Annotated in this window: 13 protein-coding genes, 1 tRNA gene and 6 rRNA genes; 18 read left to right on the top strand and 2 right to left on the bottom strand. The window is 59.8% G+C overall.

Features of this window, described 5'->3' with window-relative positions; genetic code table 11:
* Window positions 1-69: 69 nt before the first annotated feature.
* From CSV91_RS07515 to rrf (CSV91_RS07445), 15 genes are all read left to right on the top strand, one after another.
* Window positions 70-333 carry a TIGR03905 family TSCPD domain-containing protein gene (locus tag CSV91_RS07515; protein WP_089572560.1) on the top strand — a complete coding sequence of 88 codons (264 nt, stop codon included), beginning with the start codon at window positions 70-72 and terminating at the stop codon, window positions 331-333.
* Window positions 333-1544, top strand: a complete 1212-nt coding sequence (locus CSV91_RS07510) for a twin-arginine translocation signal domain-containing protein (RefSeq protein WP_099432395.1) — start codon at window positions 333-335, stop codon at window positions 1542-1544. Before CSV91_RS07515 ends, CSV91_RS07510 begins: the two co-directional genes overlap by 1 nt.
* Window positions 1545-1697: 153 nt before the next feature.
* Window positions 1698-2420, top strand: a complete 723-nt coding sequence (locus CSV91_RS07505) for a response regulator transcription factor (protein WP_006236208.1) — start codon at window positions 1698-1700, stop codon at window positions 2418-2420.
* 11 nt (window positions 2421-2431) lie between these two features.
* On the top strand, window positions 2432-3997 hold the full coding sequence (locus tag CSV91_RS07500) for a sensor histidine kinase (RefSeq protein WP_099432394.1): 1566 nt from the start codon (window positions 2432-2434) through the stop codon (window positions 3995-3997).
* Window positions 3998-4115: 118 nt separating this feature from the next.
* Window positions 4116-4994 (top strand): phosphoribosylaminoimidazolesuccinocarboxamide synthase, encoded by an 879-nt coding sequence (locus tag CSV91_RS07495; protein ID WP_035136481.1) that lies wholly within the window; start codon window positions 4116-4118, stop codon window positions 4992-4994.
* Window positions 4995-5570: an ABC-2 transporter permease gene (locus tag CSV91_RS07490; protein ID WP_099432393.1), complete on the top strand. Its 576-nt coding sequence runs from the start codon at window positions 4995-4997 to the stop codon at window positions 5568-5570.
* Window positions 5571-5659: 89 nt separating this feature from the next.
* The gene (locus tag CSV91_RS07485) at window positions 5660-6940 is read left to right on the top strand and encodes an aminopeptidase (protein WP_099432392.1); all 1281 of its coding nucleotides are present in this window, start codon (window positions 5660-5662) and stop codon (window positions 6938-6940) included.
* Window positions 6941-6968: 28 nt separating this feature from the next.
* Window positions 6969-7041: transfer RNA gene (locus CSV91_RS07480), tRNA-Lys, on the top strand.
* 777 nt (window positions 7042-7818) lie between these two features.
* Window positions 7819-9324, top strand: a 16S ribosomal RNA gene (locus tag CSV91_RS07475).
* Window positions 9325-9724: 400 nt separating this feature from the next.
* Window positions 9725-12698, top strand: a 23S ribosomal RNA gene (locus tag CSV91_RS07470).
* Window positions 12699-12844: 146 nt separating this feature from the next.
* Window positions 12845-12960, top strand: a 5S ribosomal RNA gene (gene rrf, locus CSV91_RS07465).
* The 16S, 23S and 5S rRNA genes sit together here, the layout of an rRNA operon.
* A 248-nt stretch (window positions 12961-13208) precedes the next feature.
* Window positions 13209-14903, top strand: coding sequence for a phospho-sugar mutase (locus CSV91_RS07460; protein ID WP_099432391.1), 1695 nt, complete (start codon window positions 13209-13211; stop codon window positions 14901-14903).
* A gap of 426 nt (window positions 14904-15329) precedes the next feature.
* Window positions 15330-16835: ribosomal RNA gene (locus CSV91_RS07455) — 16S ribosomal RNA — on the top strand.
* 400 nt (window positions 16836-17235) lie between these two features.
* Window positions 17236-20209 (top strand): 23S ribosomal RNA (locus CSV91_RS07450).
* Between the two features lie 146 nt (window positions 20210-20355).
* A 5S ribosomal RNA gene (gene rrf, locus CSV91_RS07445) occupies window positions 20356-20471 on the top strand.
* Between the two features lie 129 nt (window positions 20472-20600).
* Here the strand turns inward: rrf (CSV91_RS07445) and CSV91_RS07440 are convergent.
* On the bottom strand, window positions 20601-21068 hold the full coding sequence (locus CSV91_RS07440; protein WP_099432390.1) for a hypothetical protein: 468 nt from the start codon (window positions 21066-21068) through the stop codon (window positions 20601-20603).
* Window positions 21069-21343: 275 nt separating this feature from the next.
* Between CSV91_RS07440 and CSV91_RS07435 the strand changes: the two genes are divergently transcribed.
* Window positions 21344-21775, top strand: a complete 432-nt coding sequence (locus CSV91_RS07435) for an Hsp20/alpha crystallin family protein (RefSeq protein WP_099432389.1) — start codon at window positions 21344-21346, stop codon at window positions 21773-21775.
* 81 nt (window positions 21776-21856) lie between these two features.
* Here CSV91_RS07435 and CSV91_RS07430 read toward each other — a convergent pair whose 3' ends face one another.
* Window positions 21857-22666 carry an MBL fold metallo-hydrolase gene (locus CSV91_RS07430; RefSeq protein ID WP_099432388.1) on the bottom strand — a complete coding sequence of 270 codons (810 nt, stop codon included), beginning with the start codon at window positions 22664-22666 and terminating at the stop codon, window positions 21857-21859.
* Window positions 22667-22714: 48 nt separating this feature from the next.
* Between CSV91_RS07430 and tilS the strand changes: the two genes are divergently transcribed.
* Both tilS and hpt read left to right on the top strand, forming a co-directional pair.
* On the top strand, window positions 22715-24256 hold the full coding sequence (tilS, locus tag CSV91_RS07425) for a tRNA lysidine(34) synthetase TilS (protein WP_172622465.1): 1542 nt from the start codon (window positions 22715-22717) through the stop codon (window positions 24254-24256).
* A gap of 147 nt (window positions 24257-24403) precedes the next feature.
* Window positions 24404-24952 (top strand): hypoxanthine phosphoribosyltransferase, encoded by a 549-nt coding sequence (hpt, locus tag CSV91_RS07420; protein WP_055251779.1) that lies wholly within the window; start codon window positions 24404-24406, stop codon window positions 24950-24952.
* The last annotated feature ends 33 nt before the right edge of the window (window positions 24953-24985 follow it).

Genomic DNA, 24985 nt, shown 5'->3' with positions numbered 1-24985 from the left:
CCCGCGATACTATATCGGCCCGGGCGGGGATAATAGACATCTGAAATTTCTCTATGAGAGGGGATCTCAATGATTAGCTTTGACTACAAGCCTCAGGGCGTGTGCTCTCGCAATATCCATCTCAATCTTTCCGACGACGGCAGCAAGGTACTGGGCGTCGAGTTTACCGGCGGCTGCGATGGCAACCTCAAGGCCATCTCCAAACTGGTCGAGGGCGCTCCTGCCGACCGTGTGATCGAGGTTCTTGCCGGCAATACCTGCGGCATGAAGAAGACCTCTTGCGCCGATCAGCTTACGCGCGCTATCGAGGCCGCCCGCGCCGAGATCGCCTAATGGGTATCGCCGACCACATCAAGAACGGAATATCGCGCCGCGGCTTTGTGCTCGGTGGAGCTGCCGCGGGCGCTGCCACGGTGCTTGCCGGATGTTCGAAAAAAACAGGCACCAGTGATGATGCCGCTGGCGAGCCGCAGGTTATCAAGGACGATTCCAAGATCATCTCGATTACGGATGAGTACGAGGCAGTCGACATCGATCTTGAGCCGGTGGCATCGTGGACGCTGCCGCTGGGCACGTTGCTGTACTACTGCGAGGGTGACTATGCTGCGGCAATGATGGCGCCCGCATCGGCACTGCACGCCAACACACTCGGTGTGCTCAACCTGGGCGATGGCTCACTTACCACATTAATTGAGGATCCTATCGAGGGCACGGGATATGCTTTTTACGATGTCCGTGCTGGCGATGGCGTGTTTGCGTGGGTTGAGATGAACTTTGCCAATTCATCGTGGAAGCTCTACGCTCAAAATCTGTCGGGCGCTTCGCTCTCTGGCGACGTGGTTGAGCTCGATCGAGGTGGCAAGGACTACGATCCGCCACTGTTTACGGCGTTCGGGTCATCAGTCATCTGGTATAAAATGCCTTCGGCAGGCGGCAATAAAACGAGTAACGATTCGTTTTGCTATCGTCGCTCGCTTGATGAATCTAAGGCCGAGACAATTTGGAAATCGACGGGCCGCTTTGCGTCGGCCCCACGCGCGAGCGACGGCATTTTGACCATCTCGCCGCGTGTCCGCAACGACGAGGGCGTCTACTACGGCATAACGGCAATCGATCTGACCGATGGCAACAACACCAAACGTGCCCAGCTAGTCCTTCCCTCGTCAGTCTCGCCTTTCGAGGCCGTATATATGGGCGATACCTTCGTGTTTTCTATCGAGGCGACCTATAGTGGCGTGGGCAGCTTGGGCAACATGGGCACGTATATCGGTAATGAGGGAGGGCCGTACCTCTTCCTGTCCCGCGAGCCTCTCGCATGTGCGGCTGGCAAGAAGAATAAATACCTTGTTAAGGTACAGGCATCGCATTTCCTGATCGACACCTCTGCCAAGACCTATGGTTCGCTGCTGTCGCCCGACCGCGCTTTGGAGTATGGTGATTATCCAGCTACGGCGGGAAAATCGGACTCATTCCTTACGTACGCCACGGTGCGCAACAGCCAGGGTATACCAGAGACGGTCGCTGCACGCCTATTCTCTCTTTAAGCTTAGAGGGGTTAAAAAGGCGCCAACAGGGGAATAAACGCGTTGTAATTGTGAGTACCGCCCGCCGAGCTGCCGCGTCATAGTGGCATCCGGCGGGCTCAGGTGCGTTAAAATGGGCTTGTTCTTAGCTAATTGAGACAGGGGGGCCGTGTTATGGCTTCAGATGCAAAAAAGATTCTGCTGGTCGAGGATGAGAAGGCAATCCGTGACGCCGTCGCTGCCTATCTCGAGCGCGAAGGCTACTGGGTTGTGGGCGTCGGCGACGGCCAGTCCGCGATCGAGGAGTTCGAGAAGCATCAGTTCGACTTGGTCGTGCTCGATCTTATGCTCCCCAAGATCCCCGGCGAGCGCGTTTGCCGCACCATTCGCGATACCTCGGATGTTCCCATCATCATGCTGACTGCCAAGGGCGAGATCGAGGACCGTATTATCGGTCTTGAGCTCGGCGCCGACGACTACCTGATTAAGCCGTTCTCGCCGCGCGAGCTTGTCGCCCGCGTACGCGCCCTGTTCCGTCGTGCCCATCAGGCCGACGAGCCCGCCGTCGAGGTACTCGACTTCGGCGATCTGGTCATCGATATCTCGGGCCACAAGATCTTGGTCGAAGGCAAGGAAGTCGATCTGACGGCTTCCGAGTTCAAGCTGCTCACCACGCTTGCTCGTCATCCCGGCCGTGTCTACAACCGTATGGAGCTGGTCGAGAAGGTGCTTGGGTACGACTTTGAGGGCTATGAGCGCACCATCGATAGCCACGTGAAGAACCTTCGCGCCAAGCTGGGCGATGATCCCAAGAAGCCCAAGTGGCTCTACACCGTCCACGGTGTCGGCTATCGCTTCGAGGCTCCGGCCAAGACCGATAAGTCGGACGAGAAATAGGGAAATCACATATGACACCTGCGCGCTTTGAAATCGGACAAAAGCACAAGCAGGAGAGCGAGGCGGGTTCCAAGGCTAGTTGGAACACGCCTCGTTCCGATTCACGGCCAACGATGAGCTATCCCTCGCGCATGGCACTTGCTTTTGCTCTGACATCGCTCATGACGGTATTGGTGCTGGTGGGCGTGGTCTCTGTTGTGTGGGGCACGGTCTTTTCGGATTACACGCGCTCCAATATCGTCGAAATCGCAAATTCCGCTGCCGAGAAGTTGGCGACCTCATATGAGGAAAACGGCTCTTGGACCGCGGGAGAACTGCGCACGGTCGCAACGTCGAGTTTGGTTTCCGACGATCTGGGCATGCAGGTCGTCAATAAAAAGGGCGTGATCGTTTATGACGATTCCTGGCCCTCGGCAAGCGCCACCGCCGATGTACGCGAAAACCAGGCTACGACCGACGACACGAGCGGCAAGAGGGCATCGCATAGCCCGGTCTCGTCTGCTCCAACCGACTCCGATAGCGTTGCTAACGTCGAGATTGTAACGTCTTCCGGCGAGCATGTCGGACAGGTAAAGCTGTGGGCCATCGGCTCCGACGCTCTGCTCACCAAGGCGGACTCTGCGTTTAGGGAGAAGACCTTTAACGCCATGGCCCTCGCCGCGGTTGTTGCAATCTGCATTTCGGTCGCTATCGGATCGCTCGTGTCGCGCATGCTCACCAAGCCGATTCATCGCATCACCAGTACCGCAAAGCAAATCCGTGACGGCGACCTGTCGGCTCGCACGGGACTGCGCGGTGATGACGAGATCGATCAGCTGGGTGAGACCTTCGATGAGATGGCCACTTCGCTCGAGAAGGATATGAAACACGAGAAGCGCCTGACTTCAGACGTTGCACACGAGCTTCGCACGCCGCTTATGGCCATGCTCGCAACGGTCGAGGCCATGCAGGATGGCGTGTATCCCACCGACGATGAGCATTTGGAGACCGTTGCTTCCGAGACGCGTCGCCTGGCTCGTCTGGTGCAGCAGATGCTCGACCTGTCGCGCATGGAAAACAGCACGGCTCCGCTCAACCTTGAGCCGGTGGACATGGTTCCTTTCGTGCGTTCCATCGTCAATGCCCAGGAGCGCCTGTTTGTCGACCGCGATCTGCGCTTGCGCTTTGCTGACGAGACCCAAGGTCACGACGATGTCGTCGAAGCCGATCCCGACATGATCACACAATGCGTCATCAATCTCATGAGCAACGCCATGCGCTACACCCCCGAGGGCGGTTGGGTCGTGGTGTCGGTGCTCAGTGACCGCAAACACGTCAGCATCGCCGTTTCTGATACCGGCATCGGTATCGCCAAGGAAGACCTGTCGCGTATTTTCGGACGTTTTTGGCGTGCCGACGCCAGCCGCGCCCGCGAGGCGGGCGGTCTGGGCGTGGGCCTCGCCGTGACCAAGCAAATCGTCGAGCGCCACCATGGCTATATTTCCGTGGAGTCGGAGCTTGGAAAGGGTACGACTTTTACGATTCATCTGCCTCGCGAGCACACGGCGGACGCGGCATCTACTACAATGGAGCACTAGCTTTTCGCTATTCGGTGAAGGAGGGGTTTCGTCCCTGCCGCTCCGAGTTTGCGAAAACATGCGGGAAAGAACCCGCATTACTGTCGTATTTTGGTAAGGAGTGACTCACGTGACAACGATGGAGCGTCGTCCGGATTCCCGTGGCAAGGTTCGTGATATCTATGATGCCGGTGAAAACCTGCTGATGGTCGCCACCGACCGCATTTCTGCGTTCGACTTTATTCTTCCCGACGAGATTCCGTTTAAGGGAGAGGTGCTCAACCGCATCTCGGCATTCTGGTTCGATAAGTTTGCCGACATCGTTCCCAACCACCTCGTCTCCATCGACCCGGCGGATTTCCCCGAGGAGTTTGCTGAGTACCGTGACTATCTCGCTGGTCGCGCCATGCTGGTCAAGAAGGCGCAGACGATTCCTATCGAGTGCATCGTCCGCGGCTATCTGACCGGTTCGGGCAAGAAGACCTACGACGAGAACGGCACCGTCTGCGGCATCCAACTGCCTGAGGGCCTGACCGAGGCTTCCAAGCTTCCCGAACCGCTGTTCACGCCCTCCACGAAGGCCGAGATCGGTGACCATGACGAGAACATCTCGTTCGAGCGTTGCTGCGAGATCGTTGGCGAGGACATCGCCACGCAGATTCGCGACCTGTCTCTCAAGATCTACAAGGCCGCTGCCGAGTACGCCGCGACCCGTGGCATCATCATCGCCGACACCAAGTTCGAGTTCGGTGTCATCGATGGCAAGGTCACGCTGATCGACGAGTGCCTCACGCCCGACTCCAGCCGTTTCTGGCCTGCTGCCAGCTACGAGGAGGGCAAGATCCAGCCTAGCTACGACAAACAATTCGTCCGCAATTGGCTCAAGGCCAACTGGGATATGACGGGGGAGACCCCGCACCTGCCCGCCGAGGTCATCGATGGCACGTCCGAGCGCTATCGCGAGGCCTTCCAGATCATTACGGGCTCCCAGTTCACAAGCATGAAGGAGAACGCATAAGTGAGTACCCGTAGCGCCACGAACAAGCGCACGCAATCCCACGAGGTTACCGGGGTTGCGCGCAAGTCCGCCGCATCCGCCAAGCCCGCCCGTCAGGCAGCGAGCTCTGTCCGCGTCGTGCCGGCTTCGTCTAAGGCACGCCGCAAAGAGCTCGAGAAGGGCGAGAACCTCGAGGGCCTCTCTAAAGAGGAGAAGCGCGCCCGCAAGGCTAAGCAGCGCGCCAAGGAGGACCGCATCTACACGGTGTCGAATATCCTTCTCAAGCAGGATGAGGACTACACCAAGCGCCGCCGCATCTGGTGGGCCGTGCTCACTATCGGCATGGTGCTCGTCGTGGCCATTTGGGCTTCGCTGTACTTCGCTCCCGCTGGCATGGTGTCCAGCCCCGTCCAGATGGTCGGCATCGTTTTGTCCTACGTCGTCATTTTGGGTGACTTTATCTACGACTTCGTTCGTATTCGTCCCCTGCGCAACATGTACCGCACGCAGGCCGAGGGCATGTCCGACAATAAGCTCAACGCTCTTATCGAGCGCTCGGCTGCCGAGGAGGACAAGAAGGACTCCAAGAAGAAGTAGCGTTTGCATACATACTTATCGCTAAGATATAAGGCGCGTCGTTTTTGCGGCGCGCCTTTTTACTGTTCTATAGATAGATGGAGTGGCACATGATTCGAGCTGCCCTGACGGTCGAAGAGGCTCTGGAGGGCATGAAGGCCCTGGAGCCCAAGATTAAAAACTACGCGCGCCTGGTCGTCCGCAAGGGCGTAAACGTCAAGCCCGGCCAGGAGGTCGTCGTTCAGTCTCCGGTCGAGTGCGCGCCGTTTGCGCGCGTGGTGGTCGCGGAGGCCTATGCTGCCGGCGCCGGCCACGTGACGGTCATTTGGGCCGATGATGCCGTGACGAGGCTCACGTACGAGCATGTCGAGAAAAGCTATTTTGAGCAGACGCCCGAGTGGAAGCGCATGCAGCTGGATTCGTTGGCCCAGGACGGCGCCTGCTTTATCTTTATCGAGGGCGCGGACCCTGCGGCTCTGAAGGGCATCGATCCCGCTAAGCCTGCTGCAGCTTCTAAGGCAAGGAACACGCAGTGCAAGGTCTTCCGCCGCGGACTGGACTACAACATCAACCCGTGGTGCATCGCCGGCGCGCCGGTCGTCGCCTGGGCGCGCGAGGTGTTCCCGGGAGACGCCGATGAGGTTGCAATCTATAAGCTGTGGAATGCGATTCTGCACACCGCTCGCGCCGATGGCCAGGACCCGGAGAGCGACTGGGAACTCCATGACGCCGCATTCGAAAAGAACCTGCGTTTCCTGAACGACAATCGTTTCGACTACCTGCATTACACCTCGGCAAATGGAACCGATCTGACGATCGGCATGACGAAAGGTCACGAGTGGGCCGGCGGCAAGGGCAAGACGCCCGATGGGCACCCCTTCTTCCCCAACATTCCCACCGAGGAAGTCTTCACCTCGCCTGACCGTATGCGTGCCGACGGTATCGTGTATTCGGCTATGCCGCTCATTCACCACGGTAACAAGGTTGACGATTTTTGGATTAAGTTTGAGGCGGGCCGCGTAGTGGACTACGATGCCCGCGTGGGTAAGGCGACGCTTGCGAGCATTATTGACACCGATGAAGGTGCCGCTCATCTGGGTGAGGTCGCGCTTATCTCCAAGAACACGCCGATCCGTGAAAGTGGCGTTCTATTCTATGACACGCTCTATGATGAGAACGCCAGCTGCCATCTCGCGCTGGGTGTCGGTTTCCCCGAATGCATCGAAGGTGGGTATGACATGTCCAAGGAGGAGCTCCTGGAGCATGGCGTTAACGTCTCGAGCACGCACGTCGATTTTATGATTGGCACGGACGACATCGATATTACGGGCATTACGCCTGATGGACGTGAAGTTGTGATTTTCCAGAACGGTCAATGGAGTTGGGAATAGTCCCAGACCGTGGTACAATGCCACCCGCGGGCCGTTAGCTCAGCTGGCAGAGCAGGGGACTTTTAATCCCAAGGTCCAGGGTTCGAACCCCTGACGGCCCACCCAAAGATTGTTGAGACGGTTAACTTCGGTTGGCCGTCTTTTTTGTCGCCCTTTCATGGGTTCGAACCCGTCGGGGCGCGGAGCTGAGTAAACGCGTGAGCGTTTGCCAGCGCAGCGCGCAAGGCGCGAAAGCGCCGCAGCGGCCGCCTGCGGAGCAGGCTGAACCACTGACGGCCCACCATAGACTAAAAAAGCGACTGGCGGATGCCGGCCGCTTTTTGTTGCCGCGACACGGGTTCGAACCCGAACTTCTCTATATATAACAACGCTTGGCGAACAAAACCTGCCTTTTACCGACGGGAAACAAATAGCTGATGCTTTTGGAGTAAAGTGGCGCTCCAGAGATGACCGATGCCTTAACACCTATAAACCAGCTGGTCATCGCCAATATCAGAAGCCAATGCTTCAGTTTTAACCTCAGTGATGCGACTGAGGGACCTATTCATTTGTGAACAAAATATGGAGTGCGCGATTCCCGCCCCCGGCGCCCCTCCGGTCTGGCAATATATCTCCTTGCCGCGCGGCCCGGTCGGACCGGACCAGCCGCCAGGCGTGCACCTTGAGAACCGGATACTGCGAGGATGGACACTTACTTCAGTGTCGCATCCGGGCAGACATCGAACCATTTGAAATGGTCTAACTTGGATTTGTTTTTCGCAAGGCCGCCGAGAGGCGGCCCCGAGAAATTCCTTTTCCTATACTAAAACCATATGAATCGAACGGAACCGATCAGCGATGAACTGAGAGGACCGGACGGGCTCGAAGCCCATACATTTTGGACGGAGAGTTCGATCCTGGCTCAGGATGAACGCTGGCGGCGCGCCTAACACATGCAAGTCGAACGGCACCCATCTTCGGATGGAAGCGAGTGGCGAACGGCTGAGTAACACGTGGAGAACCTGCCCCCTCCCCCGGGATAGCCGCCCGAAAGGACGGGTAATACCGGATACCCCGGGGTGCCGCATGGCACCCCGGCTAAAGCCCCGACGGGAGGGGATGGCTCCGCGGCCCATCAGGTAGACGGCGGGGTGACGGCCCACCGTGCCGACAACGGGTAGCCGGGTTGAGAGACCGACCGGCCAGATTGGGACTGAGACACGGCCCAGACTCCTACGGGAGGCAGCAGTGGGGAATCTTGCGCAATGGGGGGAACCCTGACGCAGCGACGCCGCGTGCGGGACGGAGGCCTTCGGGTCGTAAACCGCTTTCAGCAGGGAAGAGTCAAGACTGTACCTGCAGAAGAAGCCCCGGCTAACTACGTGCCAGCAGCCGCGGTAATACGTAGGGGGCGAGCGTTATCCGGATTCATTGGGCGTAAAGCGCGCGTAGGCGGCCCGGCAGGCCGGGGGTCGAAGCGGGGGGCTCAACCCCCCGAAGCCCCCGGAACCTCCGCGGCTTGGGTCCGGTAGGGGAGGGTGGAACACCCGGTGTAGCGGTGGAATGCGCAGATATCGGGTGGAACACCGGTGGCGAAGGCGGCCCTCTGGGCCGAGACCGACGCTGAGGCGCGAAAGCTGGGGGAGCGAACAGGATTAGATACCCTGGTAGTCCCAGCCGTAAACGATGGACGCTAGGTGTGGGGGGACGATCCCCCCGTGCCGCAGCCAACGCATTAAGCGTCCCGCCTGGGGAGTACGGCCGCAAGGCTAAAACTCAAAGGAATTGACGGGGGCCCGCACAAGCAGCGGAGCATGTGGCTTAATTCGAAGCAACGCGAAGAACCTTACCAGGGCTTGACATATGGGTGAAGCGGGGGAGACCCCGTGGCCGAGAGGAGCCCATACAGGTGGTGCATGGCTGTCGTCAGCTCGTGTCGTGAGATGTTGGGTTAAGTCCCGCAACGAGCGCAACCCCCGCCGCGTGTTGCCATCGGGTGATGCCGGGAACCCACGCGGGACCGCCGCCGTCAAGGCGGAGGAGGGCGGGGACGACGTCAAGTCATCATGCCCCTTATGCCCTGGGCTGCACACGTGCTACAATGGCCGGTACAGAGGGATGCCACCCCGCGAGGGGGAGCGGATCCCGGAAAGCCGGCCCCAGTTCGGATTGGGGGCTGCAACCCGCCCCCATGAAGTCGGAGTTGCTAGTAATCGCGGATCAGCATGCCGCGGTGAATGCGTTCCCGGGCCTTGTACACACCGCCCGTCACACCACCCGAGTCGTCTGCACCCGAAGTCGCCGGCCCAACCGCAAGGGGGGAGGCGCCGAAGGTGTGGAGGGTGAGGGGGGTGAAGTCGTAACAAGGTAGCCGTACCGGAAGGTGCGGCTGGATCACCTCCTTTCTAGGGAGATACATTCTTAGAGAGAAACACTTTAACTCGAATAGAGGGCAGGAGCCCGTCCGGTAGATGTCCCGCCACGGATGATTCCCCGCAGCACCCGGTCCCCGGGGTCGCACCCGCGTACCTTGAGAGCCGCATAGCGATAGGAGAGAGATGGAAGATCCGAATCTTCCAGACTCGATTCTTTTCTGCGATTTAAAGACAGAATGATAGCAATCATTCATCCGATCCAAACAAGAAGAATTCACTTAATTATGAGTGAGGAGCATCTGATCGCGAGCACAGTCAAGACTGTGCCGCGGTATGAGATACCCGAATTGCGACATACGAGCGCTATTCATGATATCGATTAATTGACTTAATTAGCGACACGTGGATATCCCGCGGGCCCGATGCGGTCCCGCAAGATACCACGGGCGCACGGCGGATGCCTTGGCACAGGGAGCCGATGAAGGACGCGGCAAGCTGCGATAATCCCCGGCGAGGAGCACACATCCTTCGACCCGGGGGTCTCCGAATGGGCGAACCCATGCACAGCAGTGTGCATATCCCCCCGCTGAACACATAGGCGGGGGGAGGACAACCCGGGGAACTGAAACATCTAAGTACCCGGAGGAGAGGAAATCAATCTCGAGACTCCCCGAGTAGCGGCGAGCGAAAGGGGACCGATGGCCAAACCGTCGAGCGGGCATACCCGGCAGGGGTTCCGCCGACGGGGTTGCAGGGCCGCGCATCCGGGGGCTGCCGCCCCCGGGCGCAGGTCCGGCTGGGGAGCGGAACGGCATGGGAGGGCCGGCCGCAGCGGGTGACAGCCCCGTACGCGAACCCAGACCGGACGGCGCGACGCGGTCCCTGAGTAGGGCCGGGCACGTGAAACCCGGTCCGAACCTGGGTGGACCACCATCCAAGCCTGAGTACTACCCTGTGACCGATAGCGCACCAGTACCGTGAGGGAAAGGTGAAAAGCACCCCGGGAGGGGAGTGAAACAGTACCTGAAACCGTGCGCCCACGAGCAGTCGGAGCACCCTTGTGGTGTGACGGCGTGCCTTTTGTAGAATGAGCCAGCGAGTCGCTGGCGCGGGGCGAGGTTAACCGAAAGGGAGCCGGAGCGAAAGCGAGCCTTAACAGGGCGACTTGAGTCCCGCGCCGCGGACGCGAAGCCGGGTGAGCTATCCGTGGGCAGGCTGAAGCGGGGGTAAGACCCCGTGGAGGGCCGAACGCACGTCGGTTGAAAACGGCGGCGATGACCTGCGGATAGGGGTGAAAGGCCAATCAAACCCGGAGATATCTCGTTCTCCCCGAAATAGCTTTAGGGCTAGCGTCGCGCGTTCACCGCCGGAGGTAGAGCACCGGATGGACGAGGGGGCTTCGCCGCCTACCGAATCCAACCGAACTCCGAATGCCGGCGGCCCAGAGCGCGGCAGTCAGAGCATGTGGGCTAAGCTGTGTGCTCGAGAGGGAAACAGCCCGGACCGCCCGCTAAGGTCCCCAAGTTCCAGCCGAGTGGCAAAGGATGTGCGTCCGCCCAGACAACCAGGATGTTGGCTTAGAAGCAGCCATGCATTCAAAGAGTGCGTAACAGCTCACTGGTCGAGTGGACATGCGCCGACAATACACGGGGCTAAGCTGGACACCGAAGCGGCGGGATTTTACCTAAGTAGAATCGGTAGGGGAGCTTCCCATGGGCGGAGAAGCCGGAGGGCGACCGACGGTGGAGCGCATGGGAGTGAGAATGCTGGCATGAGTAGCGAGAGACGAGAGAGTAACTCGTCCGCCGTGAACCCGAGGTTTCCTGGGCAAGGCTAATCCTCCCAGGGTCAGTCGGGGGCTAAGGCGAGGCCGGTAGGCGTAGCCGACGCGCAGCAGGCAGACATTCCTGCACCGCGCACGCGGCGCTACGACCGACGGGGCGACGGATGGGGGTGGCTCGGCGGGGTTCTGGACGTCCCCGTGATGGAGCGCGGCCCGCGGACCAGGGAAATCCGGTCCGCACGAGGGCGAGGCTCCGGACGAAGCGATTGAGCGAAGCGAGTGAGCCCGAGGTCCCTAGAAAAACCCCTAGGCAGGCGCGTGCGCGCCCGTACCGCAAACCGACACAGGTGGGTGGGTAGAACATACCGAGGCGATCGGGTCAACCATGGTCAAGGAACTCGGCACAATGGCCCCGTAACTTCGGGAGAAGGGGTGCCCGCGCGTACGTGAACCGGCTTGCCCGGGGAGCGGAGGCGGGCCGCAGTGGAGAGGCCCAAGCGACTGTTTACCAAAAACACAGGACTCTGCAGAAGCCGCAAGGCGACGTATAGGGTCTGACGCCTGCCCGGTGCCGGAAGGTCACGCGGAGGGGTTAGCCGCAAGGCGAAGCCCCGAAGCCAAGCCCCGGTAAACGGCGGCCGTAACTATAACGGTCCTAAGGTAGCGAAATTCCTTGTCGGGTAAGTTCCGACCTGCACGAAAGGCGCAACGACTTGGGCGCTGTCTCGACCATGGACCCGGTGAAATTGCACTGGTCGTGAAGATGCGACTTACCCGCGGAAGGACGGAAAGACCCCGTGAACCTTCACTGCAGCTTGGCATTGGCCGCTGGTCCCGCGTGTAGAGGATAGGCAGGAGGCACAGATCCGGAGGCGCCAGCCCCCGGGGAGCCGCCCTTGGAATACTGCCCTCGCGCGACCGGCGTCCTAACCCGAGGCCGTCAACCGGCTCGGGGACCGTGCCAGGCGGGCAGTTTGACTGGGGCGGTCGCCTCCTAAAGGGTAACGGAGGCGCGCGAAGGTCCGCTCGGGACGGTCGGCAACCGTCCTTTTGAATGCAAGAGTACAAGCGGGCTTGACTGCGAGGCCCACAAGCCGAGCAGGTGCGAAAGCAGGCTCTAGTGATCCGGCGGCCCCGAGTGGGTGGGCCGTCGCTCAACGGATAAAAGGTACTCCGGGGATAACAGGCTGATCTTGCCCAAGAGTCCACATCGACGGCAAGGTTTGGCACCTCGATGTCGGCTCATCGCATCCTGGGGCTGGAGCAGGTCCCAAGGGTACGGCTGTTCGCCGTTTAAAGCGGTACGCGAGCTGGGTTCAGAACGTCGTGAGACAGTTCGGTCCCTATCCTCCGTGGGCGCAGGAGAATCGATGGAGGCTGCCCCCAGTACGAGAGGACCGGGGTGGACGCACCTCCGGTGAACCGGTTGTCGACCAACGGCACGGCCGGGTAGCCGCGTGCGGCGCGGATAACCGCTGAAGGCATCTAAGCGGGAAGCCGTTCCAGGGATTAGTTCTCCTTCCGGTAAGGGCCCAGGTAGACTACCTGGTCGATAGACGGCAGGTGCAAGGCTGGCGACAGCCTCAGCCGAGCCGCACTAATCGCCCGAGCTCTTCCGGAACCGCACCTCGCGGCCCGCGGGACTGAGCGCTCATGCGCGCGGTCCGGGCACGAGGATGCCCCCGAGTCATACTTTCCTATGCGCCATGCGGCCCCCAGGGCACGTGAGTAGACACCGGACACCGTAACGGTGGGCGCCGCCCACCGGTCAGCGGCCAGAGCATGGGGGGCACGCCCGGTCCCGTTCCGAACCCGGAAGCTAAGCCCCATCGCGCCGAGAGTACTGCGGGGTCAGCCCGTGGGAGGCCAGGGCGCCGCTGACCGGTGGACGGCACCGAGCCGTACGCTTGAACTGAGAAGGGGGAGGCCTCGCGGCCTCCCCCTTTTTTGCGTTTACGGGCAACATTCCTTATGCAATTAAATCAATTTAATCATCCACCGCTGAATATAGACGTTCACCGTTCTTTGGCCGGTTCTCTGTTCTCAATGGACTAATATTTGCTTTAGCGCACTGCTGCGCTTGTCCTGTTTTTACACGGGTCGTTTTATTGATTGTGACGGAAGGACTCACATGGCAGATGTTCATGAGCTGCTTGATACTTGGATTGCCAATGTCAAGGACGAGGAGCTCCTCGCTGAGCTCAACACGATGAAGGAGCAGGGTGATGAGGACGCCATCACCGACGCTTTCTTCCAGGATCTCGCCTTCGGTACTGCCGGCCTTCGCGGCACTATCGGTGCGGGCACTAACCGTATGAATATCTATACGGTCGGTCGTGCGACCCAGGGATTCGCTGACTACCTCAATGCGACCTTTGAGCATCCGACGGTCGCCATCGCTCGCGATAGCCGCAATAAAGGTGAGCTGTTCGTCAAGACGACGGCTGCCATTCTTGCAGCAAACGGCGTGACTGCCCTCGTGTATCCCAAGATTTCTCCTGTGCCGACGCTCTCCTGGGCCGTCCGCGACCTTAAGTGCTCCGGTGGCATTTGCATGACCGCTAGTCATAATCCGGCTCCTTATAACGGCTATAAGGCCTATGGCCCCGACGGCTGCCAGATCACCAGCGAGGCCGCCGATGCAATTTCTAAGGCTATCGCCGAGACCGATACGTTCACCGGCGTGAAGTCCATGGACTTCGATGAGGCTCTTGAGCAGGGTCTGGTCAAATGGATCGATGACTCGTGCCTCGAGCGCTATTACGACGCCGTTCTCGCCCGCGGCGTGACTAACCTTTCTGCCGAGGAGATCGCTGGCGCTCCGCTTAAGCTCGTCTACACTCCGCTCAACGGCACCGGCCTCATTCCCGTCACGACGGTTCTCGAGCGCGCTGGCATCACCGATGTCACGGTTGTTCCCGAGCAGAAGGAGCCTAACGGCGATTTCCCGACCTGCCCGTATCCTAACCCCGAGATCCGTCAGGCCATGCAGAAGGGTATCGATCTCTGTGAGCAGGTTCACCCTGATTTGCTGCTTGCAACCGATCCCGACGCCGACCGTGTTGGCGTTGCCGTTAAGAATGGCGATGACTATCTGCTGCTGACTGGCAATGAGATGGGCGTTCTGCTGCTCGACTATATCTGCAAGACCCGTGCTGCCCGCGGTGAGGACCTTACTAAGAAGGTTGCCGTTACTACTATCGTTTCTTCCGCCATGGTTGACGCTCTGGCCGACGAGTACGGTTTTGAGCTCCGCCGCTGCCTGACGGGCTTCAAGTACATCGGCGACATCATTACTTCTCTTTCCGATGCTGGCGAGGTCGATCGCTTTGTCTTCGGTTTCGAGGAGAGCTACGGCTATCTGGCTGGCGACCACGTGCGCGACAAGGACGCTGTGAGCACTTCGCTGCTGATTTGCCAGATGGCTCAGTATTACAAGCTGCAGGGTAAGAACCTCGCCGACGCGATGCACGAGCTGTACGAGAAGTATGGCTACTACCACAATAAGACGATTTCGCTGAGCTATCCGGGTGCTGAGGGTGCGGCAAAGATGGCCGGCATCATGGCCGGTCTGCGCGAGAACCCGCCTGCGGAGCTTGCTGGGTCCAAGATTGAGGCCGTCGTGGATTACAACACCTGCGTGAACGGCCTGCCGAAGGCTAATGTCATTGAGTTCGATCTCGAGGGTGGCAACAAGGGTATCGTCCGTCCTTCTGGCACCGAGCCCAAGATTAAGCTGTACATCTTCGCTAAGGGCGCGGATGCCGCCGAGGCTGATGCAGCACTTGACGCGATCGAGGAGTCCGGTCGCAAGCTCTTGGCCTAAGGCTTTGAAAGCCAATTTCTATAGATAGACGGAGGAGGGGATCTCGGAAACGAGGTCCCCTCTTTATTACTGGTAAATACAGCTGAGAATCCCAAACTGTGTAGGAAATGTGTACGCCCAGATTCCCGCCCCCGGCGCCCCTCCGGTCTGGCAATATATCTCCTTGCCGCGCGGCCCGGTCGGACCGGACCAGCCGCCAGGCGTGCACCTTGAGAACCGGATACTGCGAGGATGGACACTTACTTCAGTGTCGCATCCGGGCAGACATCGAACCATTTGAAATGGTCTAACTTGGATTTGTTTTTCGCAAGGCCGCCGAGAGGCGGCCCCGAGAAATTCCTTTTCCTATACTAAAACCATATGAATCGAACGGAACCGATCAGCGATGAACTGAGAGGACCGGACGGGCTCGAAGCCCATACATTTTGGACGGAGAGTTCGATCCTGGCTCAGGATGAACGCTGGCGGCGCGCCTAACACATGCAAGTCGAACGGCACCCATCTTCGGATGGAAGCGAGTGGCGAACGGCTGAGTAACACGTGGAGAACCTGCCCCCTCCCCCGGGATAGCCGCCCGAAAGGACGGGTAATACCGGATACCCCGGGGTGCCGCATGGCACCCCGGCTAAAGCCCCGACGGGAGGGGATGGCTCCGCGGCCCATCAGGTAGACGGCGGGGTGACGGCCCACCGTGCCGACAACGGGTAGCCGGGTTGAGAGACCGACCGGCCAGATTGGGACTGAGACACGGCCCAGACTCCTACGGGAGGCAGCAGTGGGGAATCTTGCGCAATGGGGGGAACCCTGACGCAGCGACGCCGCGTGCGGGACGGAGGCCTTCGGGTCGTAAACCGCTTTCAGCAGGGAAGAGTCAAGACTGTACCTGCAGAAGAAGCCCCGGCTAACTACGTGCCAGCAGCCGCGGTAATACGTAGGGGGCGAGCGTTATCCGGATTCATTGGGCGTAAAGCGCGCGTAGGCGGCCCGGCAGGCCGGGGGTCGAAGCGGGGGGCTCAACCCCCCGAAGCCCCCGGAACCTCCGCGGCTTGGGTCCGGTAGGGGAGGGTGGAACACCCGGTGTAGCGGTGGAATGCGCAGATATCGGGTGGAACACCGGTGGCGAAGGCGGCCCTCTGGGCCGAGACCGACGCTGAGGCGCGAAAGCTGGGGGAGCGAACAGGATTAGATACCCTGGTAGTCCCAGCCGTAAACGATGGACGCTAGGTGTGGGGGGACGATCCCCCCGTGCCGCAGCCAACGCATTAAGCGTCCCGCCTGGGGAGTACGGCCGCAAGGCTAAAACTCAAAGGAATTGACGGGGGCCCGCACAAGCAGCGGAGCATGTGGCTTAATTCGAAGCAACGCGAAGAACCTTACCAGGGCTTGACATATGGGTGAAGCGGGGGAGACCCCGTGGCCGAGAGGAGCCCATACAGGTGGTGCATGGCTGTCGTCAGCTCGTGTCGTGAGATGTTGGGTTAAGTCCCGCAACGAGCGCAACCCCCGCCGCGTGTTGCCATCGGGTGATGCCGGGAACCCACGCGGGACCGCCGCCGTCAAGGCGGAGGAGGGCGGGGACGACGTCAAGTCATCATGCCCCTTATGCCCTGGGCTGCACACGTGCTACAATGGCCGGTACAGAGGGATGCCACCCCGCGAGGGGGAGCGGATCCCGGAAAGCCGGCCCCAGTTCGGATTGGGGGCTGCAACCCGCCCCCATGAAGTCGGAGTTGCTAGTAATCGCGGATCAGCATGCCGCGGTGAATGCGTTCCCGGGCCTTGTACACACCGCCCGTCACACCACCCGAGTCGTCTGCACCCGAAGTCGCCGGCCCAACCGCAAGGGGGGAGGCGCCGAAGGTGTGGAGGGTGAGGGGGGTGAAGTCGTAACAAGGTAGCCGTACCGGAAGGTGCGGCTGGATCACCTCCTTTCTAGGGAGATACATTCTTAGAGAGAAACACTTTAACTCGAATAGAGGGCAGGAGCCCGTCCGGTAGATGTCCCGCCACGGATGATTCCCCGCAGCACCCGGTCCCCGGGGTCGCACCCGCGTACCTTGAGAGCCGCATAGCGATAGGAGAGAGATGGAAGATCCGAATCTTCCAGACTCGATTCTTTTCTGCGATTTAAAGACAGAATGATAGCAATCATTCATCCGATCCAAACAAGAAGAATTCACTTAATTATGAGTGAGGAGCATCTGATCGCGAGCACAGTCAAGACTGTGCCGCGGTATGAGATACCCGAATTGCGACATACGAGCGCTATTCATGATATCGATTAATTGACTTAATTAGCGACACGTGGATATCCCGCGGGCCCGATGCGGTCCCGCAAGATACCACGGGCGCACGGCGGATGCCTTGGCACAGGGAGCCGATGAAGGACGCGGCAAGCTGCGATAATCCCCGGCGAGGAGCACACATCCTTCGACCCGGGGGTCTCCGAATGGGCGAACCCATGCACAGCAGTGTGCATATCCCCCCGCTGAACACATAGGCGGGGGGAGGACAACCCGGGGAACTGAAACATCTAAGTACCCGGAGGAGAGGAAATCAATCTCGAGACTCCCCGAGTAGCGGCGAGCGAAAGGGGACCGATGGCCAAACCGTCGAGCGGGCATACCCGGCAGGGGTTCCGCCGACGGGGTTGCAGGGCCGCGCATCCGGGGGCTGCCGCCCCCGGGCGCAGGTCCGGCTGGGGAGCGGAACGGCATGGGAGGGCCGGCCGCAGCGGGTGACAGCCCCGTACGCGAACCCAGACCGGACGGCGCGACGCGGTCCCTGAGTAGGGCCGGGCACGTGAAACCCGGTCCGAACCTGGGTGGACCACCATCCAAGCCTGAGTACTACCCTGTGACCGATAGCGCACCAGTACCGTGAGGGAAAGGTGAAAAGCACCCCGGGAGGGGAGTGAAACAGTACCTGAAACCGTGCGCCCACGAGCAGTCGGAGCACCCTTGTGGTGTGACGGCGTGCCTTTTGTAGAATGAGCCAGCGAGTCGCTGGCGCGGGGCGAGGTTAACCGAAAGGGAGCCGGAGCGAAAGCGAGCCTTAACAGGGCGACTTGAGTCCCGCGCCGCGGACGCGAAGCCGGGTGAGCTATCCGTGGGCAGGCTGAAGCGGGGGTAAGACCCCGTGGAGGGCCGAACGCACGTCGGTTGAAAACGGCGGCGATGACCTGCGGATAGGGGTGAAAGGCCAATCAAACCCGGAGATATCTCGTTCTCCCCGAAATAGCTTTAGGGCTAGCGTCGCGCGTTCACCGCCGGAGGTAGAGCACCGGATGGACGAGGGGGCTTCGCCGCCTACCGAATCCAACCGAACTCCGAATGCCGGCGGCCCAGAGCGCGGCAGTCAGAGCATGTGGGCTAAGCTGTGTGCTCGAGAGGGAAACAGCCCGGACCGCCCGCTAAGGTCCCCAAGTTCCAGCCGAGTGGCAAAGGATGTGCGTCCGCCCAGACAACCAGGATGTTGGCTTAGAAGCAGCCATGCATTCAAAGAGTGCGTAACAGCTCACTGGTCGAGTGGACATGCGCCGACAATACACGGGGCTAAGCTGGACACCGAAGCGGCGGGATTTTACCTAAGTAGAATCGGTAGGGGAGCTTCCCATGGGCGGAGAAGCCGGAGGGCGACCGACGGTGGAGCGCATGGGAGTGAGAATGCTGGCATGAGTAGCGAGAGACGAGAGAGTAACTCGTCCGCCGTGAACCCGAGGTTTCCTGGGCAAGGCTAATCCTCCCAGGGTCAGTCGGGGGCTAAGGCGAGGCCGGTAGGCGTAGCCGACGCGCAGCAGGCAGACATTCCTGCACCGCGCACGCGGCGCTACGACCGACGGGGCGACGGATGGGGGTGGCTCGGCGGGGTTCTGGACGTCCCCGTGATGGAGCGCGGCCCGCGGACCAGGGAAATCCGGTCCGCACGAGGGCGAGGCTCCGGACGAAGCGATTGAGCGAAGCGAGTGAGCCCGAGGTCCCTAGAAAAACCCCTAGGCAGGCGCGTGCGCGCCCGTACCGCAAACCGACACAGGTGGGTGGGTAGAACATACCGAGGCGATCGGGTCAACCATGGTCAAGGAACTCGGCACAATGGCCCCGTAACTTCGGGAGAAGGGGTGCCCGCGCGTACGTGAACCGGCTTGCCCGGGGAGCGGAGGCGGGCCGCAGTGGAGAGGCCCAAGCGACTGTTTACCAAAAACACAGGACTCTGCAGAAGCCGCAAGGCGACGTATAGGGTCTGACGCCTGCCCGGTGCCGGAAGGTCACGCGGAGGGGTTAGCCGCAAGGCGAAGCCCCGAAGCCAAGCCCCGGTAAACGGCGGCCGTAACTATAACGGTCCTAAGGTAGCGAAATTCCTTGTCGGGTAAGTTCCGACCTGCACGAAAGGCGCAACGACTTGGGCGCTGTCTCGACCATGGACCCGGTGAAATTGCACTGGTCGTGAAGATGCGACTTACCCGCGGAAGGACGGAAAGACCCCGTGAACCTTCACTGCAGCTTGGCATTGGCCGCTGGTCCCGCGTGTAGAGGATAGGCAGGAGGCACAGATCCGGAGGCGCCAGCCCCCGGGGAGCCGCCCTTGGAATACTGCCCTCGCGCGACCGGCGTCCTAACCCGAGGCCGTCAACCGGCTCGGGGACCGTGCCAGGCGGGCAGTTTGACTGGGGCGGTCGCCTCCTAAAGGGTAACGGAGGCGCGCGAAGGTCCGCTCGGGACGGTCGGCAACCGTCCTTTTGAATGCAAGAGTACAAGCGGGCTTGACTGCGAGGCCCACAAGCCGAGCAGGTGCGAAAGCAGGCTCTAGTGATCCGGCGGCCCCGAGTGGGTGGGCCGTCGCTCAACGGATAAAAGGTACTCCGGGGATAACAGGCTGATCTTGCCCAAGAGTCCACATCGACGGCAAGGTTTGGCACCTCGATGTCGGCTCATCGCATCCTGGGGCTGGAGCAGGTCCCAAGGGTACGGCTGTTCGCCGTTTAAAGCGGTACGCGAGCTGGGTTCAGAACGTCGTGAGACAGTTCGGTCCCTATCCTCCGTGGGCGCAGGAGAATCGATGGAGGCTGCCCCCAGTACGAGAGGACCGGGGTGGACGCACCTCCGGTGAACCGGTTGTCGACCAACGGCACGGCCGGGTAGCCGCGTGCGGCGCGGATAACCGCTGAAGGCATCTAAGCGGGAAGCCGTTCCAGGGATTAGTTCTCCTTCCGGTAAGGGCCCAGGTAGACTACCTGGTCGATAGACGGCAGGTGCAAGGCTGGCGACAGCCTCAGCCGAGCCGCACTAATCGCCCGAGCTCTTCCGGAACCGCACCTCGCGGCCCGCGGGACTGAGCGCTCATGCGCGCGGTCCGGGCACGAGGATGCCCCCGAGTCATACTTTCCTATGCGCCATGCGGCCCCCAGGGCACGTGAGTAGACACCGGACACCGTAACGGTGGGCGCCGCCCACCGGTCAGCGGCCAGAGCATGGGGGGCACGCCCGGTCCCGTTCCGAACCCGGAAGCTAAGCCCCATCGCGCCGAGAGTACTGCGGGGTCAGCCCGTGGGAGGCCAGGGCGCCGCTGACCGGTGGACGGCACCGAGCCGTACGCTTGAACTGAGAAGGGGGAGGCCTCGCGGCCTCCCCCTTTTTTCGTTTACCGGGCGTAAATGACTCAATTACACCAGATGATCTTATCGTTTTTGGTATTGAGCTTTTATTTAAAGAAAATAAATCGAATAACGAGGGCAACTGCTATGGCCGCAATGATCAAAAGCAGGATTGTCAGTCGATGTTGCTTGCGTCGTTTACTTGACGAAACGAAGATTGATTTTCCCTGTTTTGGCGTTTCGAGATAGCGAGCCGAATGCGTCAAGGTTTGCTTGGGTCGAGGCCCTCTTTGTTGATGAGCGGCGGATGCTTTCATCGGCTCATCACTAGCTACGCTGTATTTAGATAATGGTGCGTCTTTCAGATATACAGGGTCTCCCGAGGCGACGCCCATATGTTTGTGCCCCGTTTGCGCATCTTCGAGTGTTTGATATCGGTTTCTTGTCACATATTCGGGCTCTGAGTCATTGATGGGCTCTTGCGAGATGTGGGGGCGATGGAATCGAATCGGTTGCGGGCTGGATGCTTCGTCCTGCTCCGGCATAAACGTGTTGTCCTGTTTTTGATCGTCCATGATGCCCTTAGTTCGTCATCAATATCGTGTATGCGCCCATTGTAAGCCAGCCGTCTAGTTTTGATGGGATTGCATACATTATTTAAGCCTTCGTTCAAATTCCGTTTATTAGACAAAACCTTAGTCAACCAGACTTAGATATGCTTATATCAATAGACTTAAAAAACTTTATAGTCGATGTATATATAAGAAGCGGCTGGGCATATATAAGAGCGTCAAAAGAAGTCCCAGTCACCTAGAAGATGGCTCGGCAGTCCTTACAAGGAGTGGTAAACATGGCAAGCATGGTTCCTTATCGTTCGGTTTTTGGCGTCCGTCCTTCTGCAAGTTCGCTGTTCGATTTGTTTGATGACATGACCGACCTGGCGAATAGCTCGATTGCCTCCAAGGCGTTCCCCGTTGACGTCGAGGACAAGGGCGATGGCTACGAGGTCAAGGCGTATCTGACCGGTGTCGCCAAGGATGACATCGACGTCGAGCTCAATGAGGGTCGCCTGTCGATCAGTGTGAACGTCGAGGAGAGCGCCGAAAACGAGGGCAAGAACTTCCTCCAGAAGGAGTTCGGCTCGTACAGCGCGACGCGCGGCGTGTATCTGAAGGACGCTTCGAGCGAGGGCCTTTCGGCTAAGTATGCTGACGGCATCCTGACCGTTACGGTTCCTAAGATTGTCGAGAAGAAGAACGTCACGAAGATTTCTATCGACTAACGATGGCTCTGCTTCAATCGAGAGTATGAATTAAGGGGGCTGGGAAGTGATTCCCAGCCCCCTTTTGTTGTCTTGAGTGGGCTATTGAATAGTTGTCGGTTGATACTGACTTGCAGGGCGTATCGAGAGCTTCCGTGGCCCTTGAAGACAGGTGGCTGAGCTGCCGAGTTCATCATCGAGACTCGCATCAAGCGCGTTGGCATAGCTTTTGACGGTAAGGCTTGGACGATTATTGTCCTGGCTGATATGCATGGCGATGAGCTGTTCGGTGCGATCGGTAACAAGTTCGCGCGCGGCATCGGCGGCCTGGTTGTTGGAGAGATGCCCCTTTGTGGACAGGATGCGCTCCTGAAGAAAGCGTGGGTACGGTCCTTCGCGCAACATAGTTACATCGTGGTTGCTTTCGAGCGCGAGAACTCGACAGTCTTTGAGGATGCCTATGGCCTTGCTCGACAACTCTCCGGTGTCGGTGGCAAACCCAATGGAATCATCGAGAGCATTGAATCGATAGCCGACAGGATTGATGACATCGTGCGATGTTGAGTAGGTTTGTACCTGGATGCCGACAATGGGGAGCGTGTCACCGGGGTCAAATTCCTCCACGGGCAGGTGTGCGAGGTTTTCTTTGCATGAAAGGGTGTCCCTACTGGCAAAGAGGGGGCCATGCCAGTGCTTGCACCATACATCGAGCCCCTTGATATGGTCTCCATGCTCATGAGTGATTACAAGAGCGGCGACGTCGTCTGCCGAGAGGCCAAGCTCCGCCATGCGTTTAAGTGTCTCGCGGCGGGACAGGCCGTTATCGATCATGATGAGCCCCTGAGGCCCCTCGACGAGTGCGCAGTTGCCTTTTGAGCCGCTGCCGAGGATATGAAGGTGCAGGCGAGACATAAGATTCCAAAGGATACAATGGGTGCGGACGAATAGAGGAGGAAGCGAATGCCAACGGTATCTCAGCACTATGGACATCATGCCGCGCCGAGGACGGATAAGAACGTTCTGGCAACGCGGCAGACCGCTGCCCCCGTAGTGCTCATGGTATCAGGCGGTGCGGACTCGACGGCGCTGCTCCTTATGGCTTGCACATCAAAGCTGGATATCCAGGACGGGCGCGGCATCGCTTCCATTGCACGCGAGCGTTTGCACGTGCTGCATGTGAACCATCATCTGCGCGGGGAGGCATCCGATGGCGACGAGACCTTTGTACGTGATTTGTGCGTGCAATACGGCTTGCCGCTGTGCGTTGAGCATGCCTATTTTGATGACGAATCGGGCAATATCGAGGCCGCGGCCCGCGAGGTGCGCTATGCCGCGGCACGGAGATATGTTCGCGAACTTTGTGCCGAATCGGGCGCACCGCGGACGGCGGCTCGTATCTGTACCGCGCATACCTCGTCGGACCGCGCGGAAACATTTTTGATGAATGCCATTAAAGGGTCGGGTCCCGCGGGTCTATCAAGCATTCCACGACGTCGGAACATTGTGGTGCGCCCCTTGCTCGACCTCACGCATGATGAGCTCGTGAGCTATCTGCAGGTGCACGGTCAGCCATGGCGGGAAGATGAAAGCAACGAGGACGTTTCGTACCTGCGTAACTATGTGCGCCATCGGGTGATGCCGGTGGTGGCGCAGCGCAACACGAACGTCTGTAAGACGATTGGCGCCGCTTGCGAAATTCTGGGCGACGAAGACGCCTTTCTTTCCCAGCTTTCGGCACAGTCGTTTCGAAGTTGCCTGCGCAAGGAAGCGGCGGGCGCACTGGTGCTCGATGCGCGCCGTCTTGCCGCCGCTGAGGTTGTGATTGCACGGCGTATCGTGCGGTTGGCGATTAAGCGCATCGATCCCGACGCGCGACCGGAGATGCGGCACGTGGAGCGCGTGCTCTCCTGTGTCGCTGCGGGCTCGGGCTCGGTAACGCTTCCTGCGGGAATTGATGCCCGTGTGGAGTTTGGCATGCTGGCGTTCAAGGCGCCGGTGGCTCGCGAGGGCCTGGTCGCGGACTGGGTTACCGTACCCGGTCGCTTGCCGTTGGGCGGGGGACGTATGCTGGTCACAGAACCGATGGCCGTTGAGCCGGGATGCGATATCGTGCGCCGCGCCCGTGAGCTTGCGGCTGCCGGGGAAGCGACAGCTTTGGTAGACGCGGCTGCCCTGGGTTTTGCCGACAGCGATAGCGAGCGGATCCTGGCGGGCTCGCGTGGGGAGATTCCCGCCGAGGCGCGATTGGCGCGCCTGTGGGTGGATAGCCCTGTGCCGGGAGACGTGATGTGCCCGTTGGGGATGAACGGTCGAAGCAAGAAAGTGTCAGACCTGTTGAACGAGGCGCGTATTCCTGTTTCAGACCGCTCTGGCGTACCCGTGGTAAGAACGGCTCCGGGAGGTGCCGTAGTATGGGTCGCGGGCGTTCGCGCGGACGAACGTTTTAAGTGCACGGCGGCGACGCGCGTGGCCTATCTGCTTCGCGTGGTTGATGCGGATTAGCCCCTCGCACCAGCTTTTCTGTGCGGCGTTGACGGTATTCCCGCACTGATGGTGCGCGGGCTGGAAAATATACCCCGTGCGCTGCTAGAATGTGTAGTTCGCGTCCATACGGCGGTGTGTGGGCGATAAGCACAAGAAAGGGTTGTCATGGCTTCTCAACATCCGGATATCGAGAAGGTTCTGTTTACGCAGGAGGATATCGACGGTATCGTCTCTCGCCTAGGCGAGCAGATTACGCGCGACTACGCGGGTAAGGATCTGGTACTGATTGCGGTCCTGCGCGGCGCCGTGGTCTTTATGGGCGACCTGATGCGCAAGATCGAGCTGCCGACCAACATCGATTTCATGGCTGTTTCGAGCTATGGCGACGGTGTGAAGTCTTCGGGCATCGTGCGTATCATTAAGGACCTGGATATCGACATCCGCGGTCGCGACGTGCTGATCGTCGAGGACATTCTGGACTCGGGCCTGACGCTCAAGTACCTGATGAAGAACCTCGAGAGCCGCAAGCCCGCTTCTCTGGAGGTCGCCGCCTTCCTGTGGAAGGACGTTGAGGACCGTACCTCGGCCGTCACGCCCAAGTATGTTGGAACCCATTGCCCCGATGCCTTCGTGGTGGGCTACGGCCTCGACTATGCCGAGCGCTATCGTAACCTTCCGTATCTGGGCATTTTGAAACCGGAGGTTTATTCGTAAGATGCCCGACGACCGTAACGATAACAATTCCCA

Source organism: Collinsella aerofaciens, from assembly GCF_002736145.1.
Taxonomy (GTDB): Bacteria; Actinomycetota; Coriobacteriia; order Coriobacteriales; family Coriobacteriaceae; genus Collinsella; species Collinsella aerofaciens_A.
Note: the sequence above shows the minus strand (reverse complement) of the source record. Positions and strands in the feature narration are given on the sequence as shown.

What these genes read in the sequence shown, in the direction of transcription:
- CSV91_RS07515 (WP_089572560.1), top strand. Translation starts at nt 70, where the DNA reads ATGATTAGCTTTGACTACAAGCCTCAGGGCGTGTGCTCTCGCAATATC.
- CSV91_RS07510 (WP_099432395.1), top strand. Translation starts at nt 333, where the DNA reads ATGGGTATCGCCGACCACATCAAGAACGGAATATCGCGCCGCGGCTTT.
- CSV91_RS07505 (WP_006236208.1), top strand. Translation starts at nt 1,698, where the DNA reads ATGGCTTCAGATGCAAAAAAGATTCTGCTGGTCGAGGATGAGAAGGCA.
- CSV91_RS07500 (WP_099432394.1), top strand. Translation starts at nt 2,432, where the DNA reads ATGACACCTGCGCGCTTTGAAATCGGACAAAAGCACAAGCAGGAGAGC.
- CSV91_RS07495 (WP_035136481.1), top strand. Translation starts at nt 4,116, where the DNA reads ATGGAGCGTCGTCCGGATTCCCGTGGCAAGGTTCGTGATATCTATGAT.
- CSV91_RS07485 (WP_099432392.1), top strand. Translation starts at nt 5,660, where the DNA reads ATGATTCGAGCTGCCCTGACGGTCGAAGAGGCTCTGGAGGGCATGAAG.
- CSV91_RS07460 (WP_099432391.1), top strand. Translation starts at nt 13,209, where the DNA reads ATGGCAGATGTTCATGAGCTGCTTGATACTTGGATTGCCAATGTCAAG.
- CSV91_RS07440 (WP_099432390.1), bottom strand. Translation starts at nt 21,068, where the DNA reads ATGGACGATCAAAAACAGGACAACACGTTTATGCCGGAGCAGGACGAA.
- CSV91_RS07435 (WP_099432389.1), top strand. Translation starts at nt 21,344, where the DNA reads ATGGCAAGCATGGTTCCTTATCGTTCGGTTTTTGGCGTCCGTCCTTCT.
- CSV91_RS07430 (WP_099432388.1), bottom strand. Translation starts at nt 22,666, where the DNA reads ATGTCTCGCCTGCACCTTCATATCCTCGGCAGCGGCTCAAAAGGCAAC.
- tilS (WP_172622465.1), top strand. Translation starts at nt 22,715, where the DNA reads ATGCCAACGGTATCTCAGCACTATGGACATCATGCCGCGCCGAGGACG.
- hpt (WP_055251779.1), top strand. Translation starts at nt 24,404, where the DNA reads ATGGCTTCTCAACATCCGGATATCGAGAAGGTTCTGTTTACGCAGGAG.